This is a genomic window from Neorhizobium huautlense, from assembly GCF_002968575.1.
Classification (GTDB): Bacteria; Pseudomonadota; Alphaproteobacteria; order Rhizobiales; family Rhizobiaceae; genus Neorhizobium; species Neorhizobium huautlense.
Map to the genome: position 1 here is coordinate 1 of NZ_PVBM01000036.1, position 18,119 is coordinate 18,119.

The window sequence follows — 18,119 nt, forward strand, 5'->3', positions numbered from 1 at the left end:
TCCGCCGGGTTCGGAGCATCCGGCGCGCGATCGCTCGCATAATTATTGCTGACCTCGTGATCGTCCCAGATGGTGAGCCAAGGGAAAGCGGCATGCGCTGCCTGCAATTGCGGGTCCGACTTGTATAACGCGTAGCGATCACGGAATTCGTAGAGAAGCGAAGGCACACCGGTTCCATGCCGGCGGACAAGCTCGGTACCGTAGCTTCGTTCGTAGATGTAGTCGCCGAGGTGCACGACGAGATCGAGGTCGCTCCTGACCATCTCACCGTAGGCGCTGTAGAAACCCTGCTCGTATTGCTGGCAGGAAGCGAAAGCGAAACGGAAAGCGTCTCCGCCTTCCGGCGCAGTTCGGGTGCGCCCGACCGGACTTGTCGCATTGCCGGAGCGGAAGCGGTAGAAATACCAGCGGCCGGGCTCAAGGCCCTTCACTTCCACATGCACCGAATGCGCGAATTCCGGCACGGCGCGAAAAAGACCGGACTGGACCGTTTTCGAGAACGTCTCGTCCTCGGCGACCATCCACTCGATGTCCATCGGTTCCGCCACCCGCTTCGGAGCAGGGGCAAAAGGATCGGCGGAAGTGATCGCAGACGTATCTTCCAGAATCAGTCGCGTCCAGATGACGACACTGTTCGCCCGCGGCGAGCCGGAGGCGACGCCCAGAGAAAACGGATCAGCCTTAAAACTTGCCGCACGTGCCCGCCCGAGCGGTCGCCAGATGGCCGCAGCCGCAAGTCCGCATGCCAGGAGGCTTCGCCGATCAATGCGCGGCATAGATTAGTCCTTCCAGCGCCCGGCGTTCCCTGCCTAGATATTGCGCCGCTTGCCTTCGAGCAGGTCGAGGATGGAGTTCGCAGCATCGAGAACATTGGTGCCGGGACCGAATACCGCCGAGACGCCATGTTCCATCAGATAGTCGTAGTCCTGTCGGGGGACCACACCTCCGACGACAACGATGATGTTTTCGGCACCGTTCTGTTTCAGCGCCTTCACGAGCTGCGGCGCCAGCGTCCTGTGGCCGGCGGCAAGCGAAGACATGCCGACCACCTGCACCTTTTCCTTGATCGCAAGCTCGGCAGCCTCTTCGGGCGTCTGGAACAGCGGGCCGGCGAGCACGTCGAAGCCTATGTCCCCGAAGGCGGAAGCTATTACCTTGGCGCCACGGTCATGACCATCCTGGCCAAGCTTGGCGACCATGATCTTCGGCGTGCCGGATCTTTTGGCGTAACCGGCAAGGCGCGCGGTAAGGGTCTTATATTCCGGATCGTCCTCGTAGGCGGGGCCATAGATATCGCCGACCACTTCCGGCACGGCGGAATGGTCACCGAAGGCCTTGCGCATCGCATCGGAGATTTCTCCCACCGTGGCACGGGCCCGCGCCGCCTCGACCGCAGCGGCGAGCAGGTTGCCGTGACCGGAACGGGCAACTTCCGAAAGGGCATTCAGTGTCTGCTCGACTTGCGCCGGATCACGCTGGCGGCGTACCTCTTCCAGCCGCTTGATCTGAGCCTTCCGGACTGCGGTGTTGTCGATCGCCAGGATATCCAGCTCGTCCTCGTTCTCGAGCCGGTACTTGTTGACCCCGACGATAATCTCCTCGCCACGGTCCACTGCAGCCTGGCGCCGGGTGGCAGCCTCTTCGATCAGCCGCTTCGGTAAGCCTTCGGCGACGGCTTTCGTCATGCCCCCCATCGCCTCCACCTCCTCAATCAGCGCCCAGGCCTTTTCCGCCAATTCATTGGTGAGGCTTTCGACATAATAGGAGCCCGCCAAAGGATCGACCACCTTGGTGACGCCGGTCTCGTGCTGCAGGATGAGCTGGGTATTGCGGGCAATGCGGGCGGAAAAGTCCGTCGGAAGCGCCATAGCCTCGTCGAGCGCATTGGTGTGCAGCGACTGCGTGCCGCCGAGAACGGCCGAGAGGGCCTCGTAGGCGGTGCGGATAACGTTGTTATATGGATCCTGCTCCTGCAGCGAGACACCGGAGGTCTGGCAATGAGTGCGTAGCATCAGCGACGACGCCTTTTGGGGCTTGAATTCTTCCATGATGCTGGACCAGAGCAGGCGTGCCGCACGCAGCTTTGCCGCCTCCATGAAGAAATTCATGCCGATCGCGAAAAAGAAGGAAAGACGCCCCGCAAACTCATCGACGTTCAGGCCCTTTGCAAGCGCTGCACGAGCGTATTCGCGGCCGTCGGCGAGTGTGAAGGCCAATTCCTGCACCAGGGTCGCGCCTGCCTCCTGCATATGATAGCCGGATATCGAAATCGAATTGAACCGCGGCATTTCCTTCGCCGTAAATTCAATAATGTCGGCGACGATCCGCATGGAAGGCTCGGGGGGATAAATATAGGTATTGCGGACCATGAACTCCTTCAGGATGTCGTTCTGAATGGTTCCGGAAAGCTCGGCCCTCGAACAGCCCTGCTCCTCGCCCGCGACGATGAAGGAGGCGAGGATGGGGATGACGGCGCCGTTCATGGTCATGGAGACGGACATTTCCTTCAACGGAATTCCGTCGAAGAGGATCTTCATGTCCTCTACGCTATCGATCGCCACCCCCGCCTTGCCGACGTCGCCCTCCACGCGGGGATGGTCGGAGTCGTAGCCGCGATGAGTGGCAAGATCGAAAGCGACCGAAAGACCCTTCTGACCGGCGGCCAGATTGCGGCGATAGAAGGCGTTGGAGGCTTCGGCCGTCGAGAAACCGGCATATTGGCGGATGGTCCAGGGCCTTCCGGCATACATGGTGGCACGTGGCCCACGTACGAAAGGCTTGAAACCCGGCAGCGAACCGAGATGATTGACGCCCTGAAGATCTTCGTCCGTGTATAGCGGCTTGACATCGATGCCCTCCGGGGTGTGCCAGAGGAGCGTTTCCGGCGGTGCCTTCAGCTCTTTTTCCGCCAGAGCTTCCCAATCTTTCACGGTCTTTTCGGACATCGTTCGAACCTCACTACCGCAAAGCGCTCGCGCCTGCGTCGGATATATGTCAGGCGCCCTCAACTGAAAGAGCTACTCGAATTCCAGGATCAGCTCGTCGACCGCCAGGCTCTGCCCCGGAGCCGCAGCTACTCGCTTCACGACACCCTTTCGCTCAGCCTTCAGGACGTTCTCCATCTTCATCGCCTCGACTGTGGCGAGCGTCTGACCCGCCTCGACGTGATCCCCTGCCTTCACCGCCACCAAGGTGATCACGCCGGGCATGGGGCAAAGCAGCATTTTCGAAGTGTCCGGCGGAGCTTTCTTCGGCATCAGGCGGGCAAGCTCGGCCACGCGCGGCGATCGAACCCGCGCCGTCACATCCATACCACGCCAGCGCAACCGGATTGCCGATCCGACAAGATTGACCTTTACGCCCATTCCCTCACCGTCGATATGGAAAACAGCGTGGCTCTGCCCCGGCAGCCAGCCACTTGCGACCGACATCCGCCTCCCATCGGCGAAGACGACGGATGTTCCGTCAAGCGTAGCTTCGAGGGTAACTGCCTCTTCGAAACCGGCCAGCGTCGCCACCCATTCCTTGCCTACGACACGGCGATGGTTGCCGATGGTGCCGGAAATCTCAACGGCGCGCTCCTGAAGAGCCTGATTGACGAGGACGGCAATGGCGACAAGCTTGCGCGCCGCCGCTTGATTCGGCAACACCCCGGAAAATCCTTCAGGGAACTCTTCGGCTATATAGGCGGTCGTCAACCGACCGGAGCGAAAACGCTCCTGCCCCATCACCGCCGAGAGGAAGGGCAAGTTATGGCCGATGCCTTCCACCTCGAAGTCATCCAGCGCGGCACCCATGGCGTCTATGGCCGTCAACCGGTCCGGTGCCCAGGTGCAGAGCTTGGCGATCATCGGGTCGTAATACATGGAAATTTCGCCACCCTCATACACGCCGGTGTCATTGCGGACCACGGTGCCGTTGTCATGTCTGCCTTCGCGAGGCGGGCGGTAACGGCTCAGCCGCCCGATCGAGGGCAGGAAGCTGCGATAAGGGTCCTCGGCATATAGCCGGCTTTCGATCGCCCAGCCGTTGAGCTTGACATCATCCTGGCTGAACGAGAGCTTTTCACCGGCGGCGACGCGGATCATCTGCTCGACAAGATCGATGCCGGTGATCAATTCTGTGACTGGATGCTCCACCTGCAATCGGGTGTTCATCTCGAGGAAATAGAAATTGCGGCTGGCGTCGACAATGAACTCGACCGTGCCGGCGGAAAAATAACCGACCGCCTTCGAAAGCGCGACGGCCTGCTCGCCCATCGCCCGCCGCGTCTCCTCGTCGAGGAATGGCGACGGCGCCTCCTCGATGACCTTCTGGTTGCGCCGCTGGATCGAGCATTCGCGCTCGCCGAGGTAGAGAACATTGCCGTGTTTGTCGCCAAGCACCTGGATTTCGATATGACGAGGCTCGGTGACAAATTTCTCGATGAAGATGCGGTCGTCGCCGAAGGAGCTTTTTGCTTCGTTTTTCGAGGACTGAAAGCCTTCGCGAGCCTCCATGTCGTTCCAGGCGATGCGCATGCCCTTGCCGCCACCGCCCGCCGACGCCTTGATCATCACGGGATAGCCGATGGATGAAGCAATCCTCACCGCCTCGTCGGCGTCTTCGATCAGGCCCATATGACCAGGTACCGTCGAGACGCCAGCTTCGGCTGCCAGCTTTTTGGATGTTATCTTGTCGCCCATCGCCTGAATCGCCCCAACGGGCGGACCGATAAAGACGATGCCAGCCTTTTCCAAAGCTTCCGCGAACGCCGGATTTTCCGAGAGGAACCCATAGCCCGGATGCACGGCATCGGCACCGGTCTGCCTGATTGCGGCGAGGATGTTATCGATGACGATATAGGATTGGGACGAAGGCGCCGGACCGATATGCACCGCCTCGTGGGCCATCCGCACATGCAGGGCATCGCGATCGGCATCGGAATAGACGGCGACCGTCTTGATGCCCATTTTCTTTGCCGTCTTGATGACCCGGCAGGCGATCTCGCCGCGATTGGCGATGAGGATTTTATTGAACATGATCAGGACTCGCCTTCGCGATGATCGTCTTCGTCGCGATACTTGGTGTCATAGGGAAGGGTGAAGATCGCTGAGGCGGCCGCGGCACCGCCAAAGAGCGACGCGAACGGCACGATCACCAGGAGCAAGGAGAGGACGGGATTGGACGCCCGCGACAATAGCTTTCCAAGCCCGCCGATATCGAGGAGGACGAGGCCGATGCCGACGGCCGCGCCGATCGTCACCCCCACCAGCGCGTGAAGCGCGAGGAAGCGCAGCATCTGCCAGTGATCCTTCCGTGCTTCCTCCGGGGTCATCTTTGGCTTGCGACTGTTGTGGATGGATCCCGATCGAGCACGCTCCCCGTCAGCCCACCGCCTCAGCCAGCGAATGGGATCCGGCAACCTCGCCATATGCAGATCACGTTGAAACATGGGCCCTTTCCCCAACGGTCTTACACTTCGAATACATCTTCGAAGGATTCCGGAAAATTCTGACGCGCGACCTTCTCGTTGATCTGCAGCAGAGCTTCATAGGAGAGCGGATCGAAATCCTTCTCCGCCGCCACCACTTCCCGGCCAAAGAGAAGGTTGAGGCGAGCGGCGTCGAGATTGCCGCGTTCGAAGGGTTCGGGACCGAAATGATGCCAGAGCGCATGCAGGAAGGCCGCGTCGACCCGATGCTCCGCCGTGCCGGGACGGCCGCGGCGGGGCAAGGCCTTGATCGGCGTCACCCCTTTTGGATTGGCGCGGCGGATGGTGAACTGGATGCCGGTGCCCGGCATGCCGGACGGGAAGCCCCGGTGTTTCGTCATGTCGGGCAGGTTGGCCATTCCGCTCTCCTCAGGCTATCGCGATCTTGTCCTGCGTCTTCGTGTCGAAGTCGGAGGCATCGTGGCGTTCATGCAGCTGTTCGGACGGATCACCCGATGTCCGGTTGACCATACGGCCTCGGCGGACTGCGGGGCGCCGATCTATCTGTTTTGTCCAGCGCTGCACATGCTCGTATTCATCCACAGACAGAAAATCGCCCGCATCGTTATAAGCGTCCTTCAGGGCGAGCCGCCCGTACCAGGGCCAGATTGCCATGTCGGCGATTGTGTATTCGCTGCCCGCCATGAATTCGTTGTTCGCCAAATGCCTGTTCAGCACGTCCATCTGGCGCTTGACCTCCATGGCATATCGGTCGATCGCATATTTGATCTTCATCGGGGCATAGGCATAGAAATGGCCGAACCCGCCGCCTAAAAAGGGCGCAGAGCCCATCTGCCAGAACAGCCAGTTTAATGTCTCGGTGCGCGTCCGCGGGTCGGTTGGCAGGAAGGCGCCGAATTTTTCCGCCAGATAAACGAGGATGGAGGCCGATTCAAAAACTCGAAGAGGTTCGCCGCCACTCTTCGGCGCATGGTCCATGAGAGCCGGAATTTTGGAGTTTGGGTTCACCTCGACGAAACCTGAACCGAATTGATCCCCCTCACCGATCTTGATGAGCCAGGCATCATATTCGGCGCCCTTGTGACCGGCGGCCAGCAACTCCTCCAGCATGATGGTGACCTTCACGCCGTTCGGGGTGCCGAGCGAATAAAGCTGCAGCGGGTGCTCTCCGACCGGCAGGACCTTTTCGTGTGTCGGGCCGGCAATCGGACGGTTGATATTGGCGAACTGGCCGCCATTGCCCTTTTCCCAAGTCCATACTTTCGAAGGCTCGTAGCCGGCGGGAAAATTGTCGGCGGGGGATTTTTCGGACATGAAAATCGATCCTTGTTCTCTAACGGGTCTCGCAGTCTGGCGAGCGCTACGCGGTCAATATAGGCACTGCCTCAATGCTTTTCCGCCCCCGTCAGAGCGGGATTGTGTCGTGCTTTTTCCAGTGCGTCGTCACCTGCTTGTTGCGCAGCGAGGCAAAGGCGCGGGCGATGCGGCGGCGAGACGAATGCGGCATGATCACCTCATCGATGAAGCCGCGCTCGGCCGCGACGAACGGGTTGGCGAAACGCTCCTCGTATTCCTTCGTGCGTGCCGCAATCTTCTCCGGGTCGCCAAGTTCGGAACGGTAAAGGATTTCGGTCGCGCCCTTGGCTCCCATCACCGCGATTTCGGCAGTCGGCCAGGCATAGTTGATATCGGCCCCGATATGTTTGGACGCCATCACGTCGTAGGCGCCGCCATAGGCCTTGCGGGTGATCAGCGTCACCATCGGCACGGTCGCCTCCGAATAGGCAAACAGCAGCTTGGCGCCGTGCTTGATGACGCCGCCGTACTCCTGCGCCACGCCGGGCAGGAAACCCGGCACGTCGACGAGCGTCAGGATCGGGATCGAGAAAGCATCGCAGAAGCGCACGAAACGAGCGGCCTTGCGCGAACTGTCGATATCCAGGCAGCCTGCGAGCACCATCGGCTGGTTGGCAACGACACCGACCGTCTGGCCCTCGATTCGGACGAAGCCGGTGATGATGTTCCGGGCAAAGGCCTCCTGGATCTCGAAGAAATCGCCCTCGTCGGCGACCGCCAGGATCAGCTCCTTCATGTCGTAGGGCTTGGCGGCGCTATCCGGAATGAGGCTGTCCAGCCGGTTTTCGAGGCGGGCCGGATCGTCGTGGAAGGGACGGACCGGCGGTTTTTCGCGGTTATTCAGGGGCAGGAAATCAAACAGCTGCCGGACCGCTTCCAAGGCTTCGATGTCGTTTTCGAAGGCTGCATCGGCGACCGACGATTTTTTCGTATGGGTGCCGGCGCCTCCGAGCTCTTCGGCCGTGACGATTTCGTTGGTGACCGTCTTCACAACATCCGGGCCTGTGACGAACATGTAGGAACTATCGCGCACCATGAAAATAAAGTCGGTCATGGCGGGCGAATAAACCGCCCCACCGGCGCAGGGACCCATGATGACCGAAATCTGCGGGATGACACCGGAGACCTCGGCATTGCGGCGAAAGACCTCCGCGTAACCGGCAAGCGAAGATACGCCTTCCTGAATGCGGGCACCGCCACTGTCGTTGAGGCCGATCACCGGCGCCCCGACGCGGACTGCCATGTCCATGATCTTGCATATCTTCTGGGCATGCGTTTCGGAGAGTGAGCCGCCGAGGACGGTGAAATCCTGCGAGAAGACATACACCTGCCTGCCGTTGATCGTGCCCCAGCCGGTGACGACACCATCACCTGCAACCTTCTGTTCGGCCATGCCGAAATCCACAGCCCGGTGGGTGACATACATGTCGAACTCTTCGAAGGAGCCTTCGTCGAGCAACACCTCGATGCGCTCACGGGCCGTCAGCTTGCCCTTGGTATGCTGTGCCTCGATACGCCTTTCACCTCCACCGAGCCTTGCTTCCGCCCGACGCCTCTCAACCTCACCCAATACCGCGCGCATGATCACTCCCGGATGCTTTAACTTTCCCTATTCCGTCTGCGTGCTTCAGAAAACCATTGAACGCGTGTCGTTGTGAAATTATAAAATCGCAAAGCTAAAATTGCGAATCTGCGAACATGGCAATCGGAAAGCTCTTCATAGGCCGGAAGGTAAGGGAACTGCGGGCGGCGAGCAATGCCACGCAGAGTCAGTTCGCCGAGCGCATCGGCATCTCCACCAGCTATCTTAACCAGATCGAGAACAACCAGCGGCCGGTTTCGGCCGCCGTGCTTCTGGCGCTCGCAGACAAGTTCCAGCTCGACATCGCCGAACTGTCGACCGGCGAGACGGACCGGCTCCTCTCGGCGCTCGCCGAGGCGTTGTCCGACCCGCTGTTCGAGGCTTATGCGCCGAGCGTTCAGGAACTGAAGCTGGTGACCCAGAATGCGCCGGGGCTGGCACATGCGTTGATCACCTGTCATCAGGCGTATCGGCGCAGCGGCGAGCAACTGGCCAGTATGGACGACAGACTGGGGCGGGCGGCGGCAGCCGAAACCACACCCTATGACGAAGTGCGGGATTTTTTCCATTTCGTGGACAATTACCTTCACGACATCGACACCGCCGCGGAGAAGCTGGCATTCGATCTCGGCCTGCCGTCTGCAGACAGCTATCCAATTTTGACGAATTACCTGGAAAAGCAGTTCGGCGTGCGTGTGGTGCTTGGGCCACTGGTCGCCGACACCATCCGACAATACGAACCGAGTTCCTGTGTGCTGACCTTGAATCCCTATGCGCCTGCCCAGACGCGCGTCTTTCAGGCGGCGGTGGAGATTGCTCAGCTTCATGCCGGCGCGCTCGCCGACACGATCGCCCGCAATGCCGGTTTCCGGACCGAGCAAGCGGTGGATATCTGTCGCATTGGCCTTCACAATTATTTCGCAGGCGCGCTTTTGATGCCCTATCAGGCCTTCCTGAAGGCGGCGCGGGAGCTCCGGCACGACATCGAGCTTCTGGCGGCGCGTTTCGGCGCATCGCTCGAACAGGTGTGTCACCGGCTTTCCACCCTCCAGCGGCCCGGTCTCAAGGGCGTGCCTATCTTTTTTGCCCGCATCGACCGGGCCGGCAATATCACCAAGCGGCATAGCGCCACCAAGCTGCAATTCGCACGGTTCGGCGCGGCCTGTCCGCTCTGGAACGCCCATCAGGCGTTCGAAGCGCCGGGACGCATTATCCGCCAGCTTGCCGAAACGCCGGACGGGGTTCGCTATCTATGTCTGGCCACGCAGGTGAGCAAAGGCATCGGCGGCTTCAGAACGCACCAGCCGGTTTTTGCGCTGGCGCTTGGCTGCGAGATTTCCTACGCGGAAGCCTTCGTCTATGCGGACGGCCTGAACCTGACCGATCGTGCAGGCTTCGATTCCATCGGCATATCCTGCCGCATCTGCGAGCGGCCGAACTGCACAAGCAGAGCTGTGCCGCCCTTCCGCCGCAAGATTTCGGTGGACCACAACCTGCGCGAGATCACGCCTTACAAACTCGTGTAGCGGCCAAGACGCGGCCTCATGAGCTCAGGGGCAACGGGCTCGCTTCGACGAAAGTCAGGCGCTGCGTTTTGGATTCAGCTCTCTTCAGCGCTCGATTGACCCTGCTCTTCCACGAGAATGCCCCAGGCCGCGATGAAGAGAGCCGCAATCAAAGGCCCAATCACGAAACCGTTGATCCCGATCAGTGAAATGCCGCCGATGGTTGAAATCAGCACGACATAGTCCGGCAGCTTGGTTTCTTTCCCTACCAAGGGTGGGCGCAGGAAATTGTCGACCAAACCGATGACCAGCACGCCGATCGCGACGAGAATGACAGCTTTAAGCCAAAATCCCGCAAGAGCGAGGTAGATCGCCGTCGGTATCCAGACCAGCGCCGCGCCGACGGCGGGGAGCAGGGACAGGAAGCTCATCACCACGCCCCAAAGCAGCGCGGGCTCTACCCCCAACGCCCAGAAGGCAATGCCGCCGATCGTTCCCTGGATGAGCGCGATGATAACATTTCCCCGGACCGTCGCCCGGATGACGGAGGTGAATTTGGCGCTGAACCGCCGCGTATGCGCCTCGCTCAACGGCAGCGCAGTCCGGACGGCGCGGGCTAGCGAACGGCCATCCCGGAACAAAAAGAACAGCAGATAGAGCATAACGCCGAAAGCCACGAAGAATTGCAGCGTGTTCTGCCCCAGGCTCAAGGCACGACCGGCAAAAAAGCTGCCACCCTGCATGAGCGCGCCGGACACACGGTCCCGCAACTCGGCGAAACCCGTGAGCTCCAACGTCCGGATTCGATCCTGCAGGAAGATGGGCAGAGCGTCCTGAAGTTGCTGGAGAAGCCGCCGGACATCAATCTCGCCGTTGTCGATCCGCTGGTAGAGATTGTTGCCTTGCTGGATAAGGGAACTGAGAATGATCAGGCCGGGTATGATGACGAGGCAAACGCAGACCAGGACGGACAGCCCCGCCGCAATATTTGGATGGCGCCCTCCCAATCCCGCTTCCAGTTTCGCATGCAGCGGGAAAAATATGATCGCAAGGACCACAGCCCAGAATATCGCGGAATAGAAAGGCAGTACGACGGCGACGAAAGCCAGGCTCACAAGCACGAGGAGCACATAGAAGCTGATACGCTGGACAGGCATGCAATCTCTTTCGTTTCGGACGGTCGTTGCCGGATCGTAGCACAGATATTTTTGCGTCGATGCGGCCGATCCGGAATTCCTGCCACCTTGCTGCGCTGCCGATGCCAAGAACAGGCATGCTTGACGCCCTTATGGATAAAGCCGCGCCCGCGACATAGATTATTCGTGTCAGCGCAACCGCAAGAGCCATACCTTCGCACCGGGAGAGCCGCATGCCGATCAACAAGAAGACGCAGTTCAACGTCTGGTACTGGGTTGCCGCCTTCTTCGGACTCATGGTGTTTCAATACTTCTTCACGACGGCAACCCAGGTCGCTCAGATACCCTACAGCCAGTTCGAGACGGATTTGCAGGATGGCAAGATCGCCGAAGTCGCCGTATCGGACCAATATATCCAGGGGCGCTATAAGGAGCCGCAAAACGAACGTCCCTATTTCATCACCACACGCGTTCAACCGGACCTCGCCCGGCAGCTCCAGCAGCATGGCGTGGTGGTAACCGGCCAAATCCAGAGCACCTTCCTGCGCGACCTGTTGTCATGGATCATCCCGGTTGCGCTCTTTTTCGGCGTCTGGATGTTCATGTTGAAGCGGGCAGGCGGCGGCCTGGGCGGAGGGCTGATGCAGATCGGCAAGAGCAAGGCCAAGGTTTACGTGCAGTCGGACACCGGGGTGACCTTCAAGGACGTGGCCGGCGTCGACGAAGCCAAGGATGAATTGAAGGAAATCGTCGACTTCCTGAAGGATCCGGTCGCCTACGGGCGACTCGGTGGGCGGATGCCGAAAGGCGTGCTGCTGGTCGGCCCACCCGGGACGGGCAAGACACTGCTCGCGAGGGCGGTGGCGGGCGAAGCGGGCGCTCCCTTCTTCTCAATCTCCGGTTCTGAATTTGTGGAAATGTTCGTGGGCGTCGGTGCCGCACGTGTCCGCGACCTTTTCGATCAGGCGCGCGCCAAGGCGCCGGCTATCATCTTCATTGACGAACTCGATGCGCTGGGTCGTGCCCGCGGCATCGGCCCGATGGCGGGCGGCCATGACGAGAAGGAGCAGACGCTCAACCAGCTTCTGGTGGAGCTTGACGGTTTCGACTCCTCGACCGGCCTGGTGCTGCTTGCAGCAACCAATCGTCCCGAAATTCTCGACCCTGCTCTTCTCCGAGCAGGGCGCTTCGACCGCCAGGTGTTGGTCGACCGCCCCGACAAAGGGGGCCGCATCCAGATCCTCAACGTCCATCTGAAGAGGGCCAAACTGGCACCGGAGGTAAACGTCGAACAGATCGCAGCCCTTACGCCCGGCTTTACCGGCGCCGACCTCGCCAATCTGGTGAACGAAGCGACGCTGCTCGCCACCCGCCGCAAGGCGGATGCGGTCGCCATGGAGGACTTCAACAATGCAATCGAGCGCATCGTGGCGGGGCTTGAGAAGCGCAACCGGCTGCTCAATCCCAAAGAGCGCGAGATCGTCGCCTACCACGAGATGGGCCATGCGCTGGTGGCTATGGCGCTGCCGGGGGTCGACCCGGTCCACAAGGTCTCCATCATCCCACGCGGCGTCGGCGCACTCGGCTATACGATTCAGCGCCCCACCGAGGACCGTTTCCTGATGACCAGGGATGAGCTCGAAAACAAGATGGCGGTGCTGCTCGGCGGTCGTGCCGCGGAATGGCTCGTCTACGGCCATCTCTCGACGGGCGCTGCCGACGATCTGGTAAAGGTCACCGACATTGCCCGCGCCATGGTGACCCGTTACGGCATGACGGAAAAGCTCGGGCATGTGGCACTGGAAAAGGATCGCCGCTCCTTTCTCGCGACAGACCAACCCTATTATGGGCCGCAGGAGCACGAATATTCCGACGAGACGGCCGCAGCGGTGGACGATGAAGTACGCCGGATCGTAGACGCAACATTCGATCGGGCGGTGGCTCTTCTTAAGGAGCGCAGAAATACGCTCGAAACCTCGGCGCGACTCCTGCTCGAAAAGGAAACGCTCGGCGAGGAGGATCTGGTGCCGCTGCTCAAAGCGCCGGCAGACAGCTCTGTCACAGTCTGATGCCCCGATCCGGCCAAAACGGATCAGCCGGCGGCCGTGATCTCGATGGACAGACGAGCCGACCGCCCCTCACCCGACTGCAGGACAAGAAGGCCAGCGGCGGTTCGCAATTCGGGCGGGAAACCGAACACACCCGCGACATGCGACACCGGCTCCATGCAGAGGTAAGCAGGCATACGATGCACCACGAGATGCGGCAGAGCCGGGTCTGCGGCCAGTCTGACGCGCGCTCCATCGTTCAAGGCGGCGGTGGCATGGTGCCATTCCGAAAGGAATATAGTGAAGCCTTCCTCCGGGAAATGCTTGTCCTCTCGTAGGATCGGCGGTGCGCCGCCGGGAATGCCCGCCGCGCTTAAGGGCCAGATTTTTTTGGCATCGGATGACGCCGCCTGCTTGAAACCGGCTGCGAAATAAGGATGCCAACCGAAGCCGCCCGGCATCGAAGTTTGCCCCGTGTTCGTGAGAGATAACTCAATGTCCAGGCGATCCGCCGCAAGGGTAAAGCGTTGCACGGCACGGAAATCGAAAGGCCAGTCGGCGTCGGCAGTATAATCGAGGGCGAGTTCGATCCCGTCACTTTGGTGGGATACGACATGCCATGGCCGGCGGTGGGCGGGACCGTGCTGGGCATCCGGAACCAGCAACGGATGCGGCGGAACCCGGTAGCGCTTTCCTTCATGTTCGAAAGCTGCGCCGATCAGCCGATTGTGATAGGGGAAGAGCGGGTATGCGCCGGCCTTCGGCCAGTTCAGCGGATCGAACTCCGCACTCGCCGTCGGGACCAGGATACTGCCGAGCCGGTCATGGACGAGATGCGTCATCCGCCCTCCATTTTCCGGCAGGAAGCGGGCCTCGATCGGTCCACCTCGGATTTTGAGCCAATCAGGCGAAGGCATAGGACCCGTCCGGCCGCTTCGGCACACGCCGCTGCCAATGGACGTAACCGTCCTCCTGCATGGCCTTTTCATCCATCTCGACCCCCCAACCCGCACGGTCCGGTCTCAGCTCGAGATAACCGTCCTTCGGCAGGTAAGGGTCGACCACGTAGCGCGTCGTATCTTCACGTTTCTCGACCTCGGTCCCACCATAGACGTAAGCCTGACCCGTGGGCAATCGGTATTCGAGAATCTTGAAGTTCTGCTGCGCAGCGGAGAAATGCACATTGACGGCAGTGGCGAGCGGGCCCATCGGATTGTGCGGAGCCACGCCCACGTAGAAGGCTTCCGCCAGCGTCGCGATCCGCCGCATCTCAGACAGACCGCCGACCACGCAGATATCCGGCTGGATCAGATCGGCGCCCTTAACCTGCAGGAGCCGCAGGAATTCGTAGCGGCTGTAGAGCGACTCGCCGGTCGCGAGAGTGCAGTTCAGACCCTGCTTCAGATCTCCCCAGGCTTCCATGTTTTCCGGGCGGAGCGGTTCTTCGAAGAAAAGGGGATCGTAGGGAGCGAGCGCATTGCCAAGCTGGCGGGCAGCGGCCGGCTCGTAGATCTTCGCATGCGCGTCGAAGGCTATCTCGTAGTCATCACGAATGGTTTCGCGGAGCTGGCGGAAATAGTCCGCGGACGCTTTGACGACATTGCCCCAGCGATTGGAGTGCATGTCGATCCGCCACGGGCTGAGTTTGAAGGCGGTGAAGCCCCATCCCGCGTTCAGGCGGTCGAGCTCGTCGCGCGCAGCCGGCGCATCTGGCGCGGTATAGACCCCTGCATAAACCTTGATCCGATCACGCACCTCGCCGCCAAGCAGCTTGTAGACCGGCACGCCGGCAGCCTTGGCGGCGAGATCCCAGAGGCAATGATCTAACCCGGAAATCGCCGCCAGGCCCATTGCACCGGGCGGGAAGCGGCTTTGCTGGATCATCAGGTTAACGAGGAAATCCACCCGGGTTGGATCCTGTCCGGCGATGAAACCGTAGAGATAGTCCAGCAGCGGCGGCAGCGCCTTGTCGGGGCCATGATTGTAACATTCGCCCCAGCCGGTCAGGCCATCGTCGGTATCGAGGCCCACGATAACGCGCGGGCGATCCTTGTCGCGAGTCATGAAAACCCGCATGCGGTCAATTTTCATTGTCTTAATGTTCCTTACCGATTGAAATAGGAGCGGCGGGAAAGGCGTGCCTGTACGTATAGATGTTCGCCATAGGTGCCCGGATTGTAGGATCCGGAGCTTTCCGTCACCGGGATTGCCACATTGCCTTCGCTGGGGAAGCGCGCGACAAATTCTTCATCTATGTCGCATCCGAGCCCCGGTGCATCCGGCACCGCGATCGACCCACCCTCTTGCACGGGGTGCGGGACGATCGTGTGCTTGCGCCCTTCCCAATCGTCATCAAGGCGTTCAAGCATCAGTGCGTTCGGGATCGAAGCCAAGAGGTGCAATGCGGCATATTCCGCAACAGGCCCAAGCGAGCCGGAATGCGGCGCCATCTGAATATGATGGGCCTCCGCCATCGCGGCGATCTTCTTCATCTGGGTTATGCCGCCTGCCCGCCCGGTATCGGGCTGGATGATGTCCACCAGCTCCTCCTCGATCAGCTGCCGCTCGCCGAAAATCGTGGCCATGCGCTCGCCAGCAGCAAGCGGAACATGGGCGGCATCGCGGATGCGGCGATAGCCTTCGAGGTTTTCAGGCGCGATCGGATCCTCGACCCAGAAAAGCTCATAGGGCTCCAACGCCCGAACCAAGCGGCAGGCATCGGCCGGCGTCATCCAGGGCGGACCATGCAAGTCGATCGCGATATCCATTTCGTCGCCGACGGCTTCGCGCAGCGTGGCGACTTTGCGCAACGGGTCGGTCACCCCGCCGCATTTGATCGTCTTGATACCCCGGTCCTTGAGCTTGAGCGCAAGCTCGGCCGTATTGGCATGCGAATAGATCGGTATACGGTCGCGAACTTTCCCACCGAGCAACATCCAGACAGGAACGCCCAGAGCCTTACCCTTGATGTCCCACAACGCCATGTCGATACCCGTCATGGCGCCGCCGCCGACAGTGCCGAGCATGCCATGGCCCATCATGGCGACCGCCATCTTCTGCCAGATCTTCTCGGTATGAACCGGATCCTCGCCGATCAAAAGCGGCGTCAGGTCCTTGATCGCGGTCTCGACCACACGCGGCCAGCCGGAGCATTCTCCGATGCCGGTAATGCCCTCATCCGTTTCGATCTTCAGGAACAGCCAGTTGCGGGTTCCGGCAAAGGGCTGCTCCGCCCTGGAGGGCGGCGCCGTCTGCCGCTTGCCGATATCCGGCGCACCTGTCTGCATCAGAAAGGTTCGGATTCCGGTGATCTTCATCGCGCAGAACTACCGTTTTTTGCAGCACTTGGCTCGGTGTAGCGGAAGCGCCTGGAGTGGTCGCGGTCACGCGGGTCAGGCCGTGGAATGGCCGAGATGAGCGCCTGCGTATAGGGATGATCAGGGGCATTGCAGACCTTGTCCGCCTCGCCCACCTCGACGAGCTTGCCGCGATACATCACGCCGACCCGATCGCACATATAGCGGATGACACCGATGTCGTGGCTGATGAAGATATAGGCGAGGCCTAGTTCATCCTGCAGCCGCATCAGGAGATCGAGGACCTGGAAGCGCACGGAAACGTCGAGCGCCGAGGTCGCCTCGTCGGCCACGATGATGCGTGGGTTGAGCGTGATCGCACGGGCAATGCCGATACGCTGGCGCTGGCCGCCGGAAAAGGCGTGCGGGTAACGCTCGCGTGTGCTCGGATCGAGGCCGACCTGCTCCATCAGGTGGCAGACCCGCTCGTCCAGAGCCTTGCCTCTCGCTATACCATTGACGAGCAGTGGTTCGCCGATAACCTGGGAGACGGTCATGCGCGGATTGAGCGATCCGAACGGATCCTGAAAGACCATGCGCAGCTCACGCCTTGCCGCCTTCAGCTCGCCGCCACCGATTTTGGCGAGGTCCATGACGGTGCCATCGGCGCGGCGGTAGTGCATTTCGCCGGCGGTGGGATCGTAGAGCCGCATGATCGACCGCCCCATGGTGGTCTTTCCCGAGCCGCTTTCCCCGACGATGCCGAGCGTTTCCCCCGGAAGAAGGGAAATCGAAACGTCGTCCAGCGCCTTCATCTCTCCGAAATGCATGGAGAGGTTGCGAATCTCGAGAAGCGGGGCAGCGGTCGTATCGAGCGGCGGCCGCGCGAGCCGGATTTCCGCCTTCTGCTCCAGCTTCAGGACCGAGCCGATCAGCATGCGCGTGTATGGATCCTGGGGGGAATGGAATATCTGTTCGACCGGCCCGTATTCCTTCGCGACGCCGTGGTGCATGACGAGGACATCGTCGGCAATCTGGGCAACGACCCCCATGTCGTGGGTGATGAACAGCACGGCCATGCCATGGGCCTTCTGGAGCCGCGAAATTAGGTCGAGGATTTCCGCCTGGGTGGTCACGTCAAGCGCGGTGGTCGGTTCGTCGGCAATGAGCAGCTGCGGTTTGCAGGCCAGCGCCATGGCGATCATCGCGCGTTGCCGCATGCCGCCTGAATATTGGAATGCATAGCGGTCTATCGCTTTTTCGGGATTGGGAATTTCCACCTGGCGCAGTAGCGAGATCGCTTCCGTCCTTGCCTCGGCCTTGCTCATCTTGAGGTGCAGACGCAGAGCCTCGGTGATCTGGTCCCCCACTGTGTGCACCGGCGAAAGAGAGGACATCGGCTCCTGAAAGATCATGGCGATGTCACGCCCGCGGACAGAGCGGATCGCCCGGCCGCGCGGATCGAGCTTGGCAAGATCGAGCGAGGTACCATCAGGCTGATGAAGCAGGATCGATCCCGACGCGATACGACCGGGCGAATCGATGATCTGCAGGATCGAGCGTGCCGTTACCGACTTGCCCGAGCCGCTTTCGCCGACGACGCAGAGCGTCTTGCCCTGCTCGATGGAAAATGAGAGGTCGTCGACGGCACGGAAGATGCCGGTTCGGAGCGGGAACTCCGTTACCAGATTGCGGACCTCAAGCAGCGGCTTGTTGGTCGTCATTGCAGGACGGGGTGCGATGGACAGGATATCGGTCATCG

At 60.8% G+C, this 18,119-nt stretch carries 14 protein-coding genes; 2 read left to right on the forward strand and 12 right to left on the reverse strand.

Annotated features, from left to right (window positions below; all coding sequences use genetic code 11):
- The 7 genes from C5L12_RS25135 to C5L12_RS25165 form a co-directional block, all read right to left on the reverse strand.
- Positions 1 to 776, reverse strand: a 776-nt coding sequence (locus C5L12_RS25135; RefSeq protein ID WP_205839380.1) for an alkaline phosphatase D family protein, incomplete at its 3' end; no start/stop codon positions are given.
- Between the two features lie 33 nt (positions 777 to 809).
- Entirely contained in the window at positions 810 to 2,945 is a 2,136-nt protein-coding gene (gene scpA, locus C5L12_RS25140; protein WP_105374791.1) for a methylmalonyl-CoA mutase, read from the reverse strand.
- Positions 2,946 to 3,017: 72 nt separating this feature from the next.
- On the reverse strand, positions 3,018 to 5,021 hold the full coding sequence (locus tag C5L12_RS25145; protein ID WP_105374792.1) for an acetyl-CoA carboxylase biotin carboxylase subunit: 2,004 nt from the start codon (positions 5,019 to 5,021) through the stop codon (positions 3,018 to 3,020).
- A gap of 2 nt (positions 5,022 to 5,023) precedes the next feature.
- Entirely contained in the window at positions 5,024 to 5,434 is a 411-nt protein-coding gene (locus C5L12_RS25150; RefSeq protein WP_245423022.1) for a hypothetical protein, read from the reverse strand.
- A 20-nt stretch (positions 5,435 to 5,454) separates the two neighbouring features.
- Positions 5,455 to 5,832 (reverse strand): hypothetical protein, encoded by a 378-nt coding sequence (locus C5L12_RS25155; RefSeq protein ID WP_105374793.1) that lies wholly within the window; start codon positions 5,830 to 5,832, stop codon positions 5,455 to 5,457.
- 10 nt (positions 5,833 to 5,842) lie between these two features.
- Positions 5,843 to 6,748: a glutathione-dependent disulfide-bond oxidoreductase gene (gene yghU / locus C5L12_RS25160; protein WP_105374794.1), complete on the reverse strand. Its 906-nt coding sequence runs from the start codon at positions 6,746 to 6,748 to the stop codon at positions 5,843 to 5,845.
- A 91-nt stretch (positions 6,749 to 6,839) separates the two neighbouring features.
- Complete coding sequence (locus C5L12_RS25165) at positions 6,840 to 8,372, reverse strand: acyl-CoA carboxylase subunit beta (protein ID WP_105374795.1); 1,533 nt, start codon at positions 8,370 to 8,372, stop codon at positions 6,840 to 6,842.
- A 116-nt stretch (positions 8,373 to 8,488) separates the two neighbouring features.
- Between C5L12_RS25165 and C5L12_RS25170 the strand changes: the two genes are divergently transcribed.
- Positions 8,489 to 9,898: a helix-turn-helix domain-containing protein gene (locus C5L12_RS25170; RefSeq protein ID WP_105374796.1), complete on the forward strand. Its 1,410-nt coding sequence runs from the start codon at positions 8,489 to 8,491 to the stop codon at positions 9,896 to 9,898.
- A 74-nt stretch (positions 9,899 to 9,972) separates the two neighbouring features.
- Here C5L12_RS25170 and C5L12_RS25175 read toward each other — a convergent pair whose 3' ends face one another.
- Positions 9,973 to 11,034: an AI-2E family transporter gene (locus C5L12_RS25175; protein ID WP_105374797.1), complete on the reverse strand. Its 1,062-nt coding sequence runs from the start codon at positions 11,032 to 11,034 to the stop codon at positions 9,973 to 9,975.
- 212 nt (positions 11,035 to 11,246) lie between these two features.
- Between C5L12_RS25175 and ftsH the strand changes: the two genes are divergently transcribed.
- Positions 11,247 to 13,082, forward strand: a complete 1,836-nt coding sequence (ftsH, locus tag C5L12_RS25180; RefSeq protein WP_205839381.1) for an ATP-dependent zinc metalloprotease FtsH — start codon at positions 11,247 to 11,249, stop codon at positions 13,080 to 13,082.
- A 23-nt stretch (positions 13,083 to 13,105) separates the two neighbouring features.
- Here the strand turns inward: ftsH and C5L12_RS25185 are convergent, their stop codons facing one another.
- The 4 genes from C5L12_RS25185 to C5L12_RS25200 form a co-directional block, all read right to left on the reverse strand.
- Positions 13,106 to 13,903 (reverse strand): aldose epimerase family protein, encoded by a 798-nt coding sequence (locus C5L12_RS25185; protein WP_165924274.1) that lies wholly within the window; start codon positions 13,901 to 13,903, stop codon positions 13,106 to 13,108.
- Between the two features lie 61 nt (positions 13,904 to 13,964).
- Entirely contained in the window at positions 13,965 to 15,152 is a 1,188-nt protein-coding gene (locus C5L12_RS25190) for a galactarate dehydratase (RefSeq protein ID WP_105374799.1), read from the reverse strand.
- A 14-nt stretch (positions 15,153 to 15,166) separates the two neighbouring features.
- On the reverse strand, positions 15,167 to 16,378 hold the full coding sequence (locus C5L12_RS25195) for a mandelate racemase/muconate lactonizing enzyme family protein (RefSeq protein ID WP_105374800.1): 1,212 nt from the start codon (positions 16,376 to 16,378) through the stop codon (positions 15,167 to 15,169).
- Entirely contained in the window at positions 16,375 to 18,117 is a 1,743-nt protein-coding gene (locus C5L12_RS25200) for an ABC transporter ATP-binding protein (RefSeq protein WP_170109132.1), read from the reverse strand. The genes C5L12_RS25195 and C5L12_RS25200 overlap by 4 nt, the downstream gene beginning before the upstream one ends.
- Between the last annotated feature and the right edge of the window lie 2 nt (positions 18,118 to 18,119).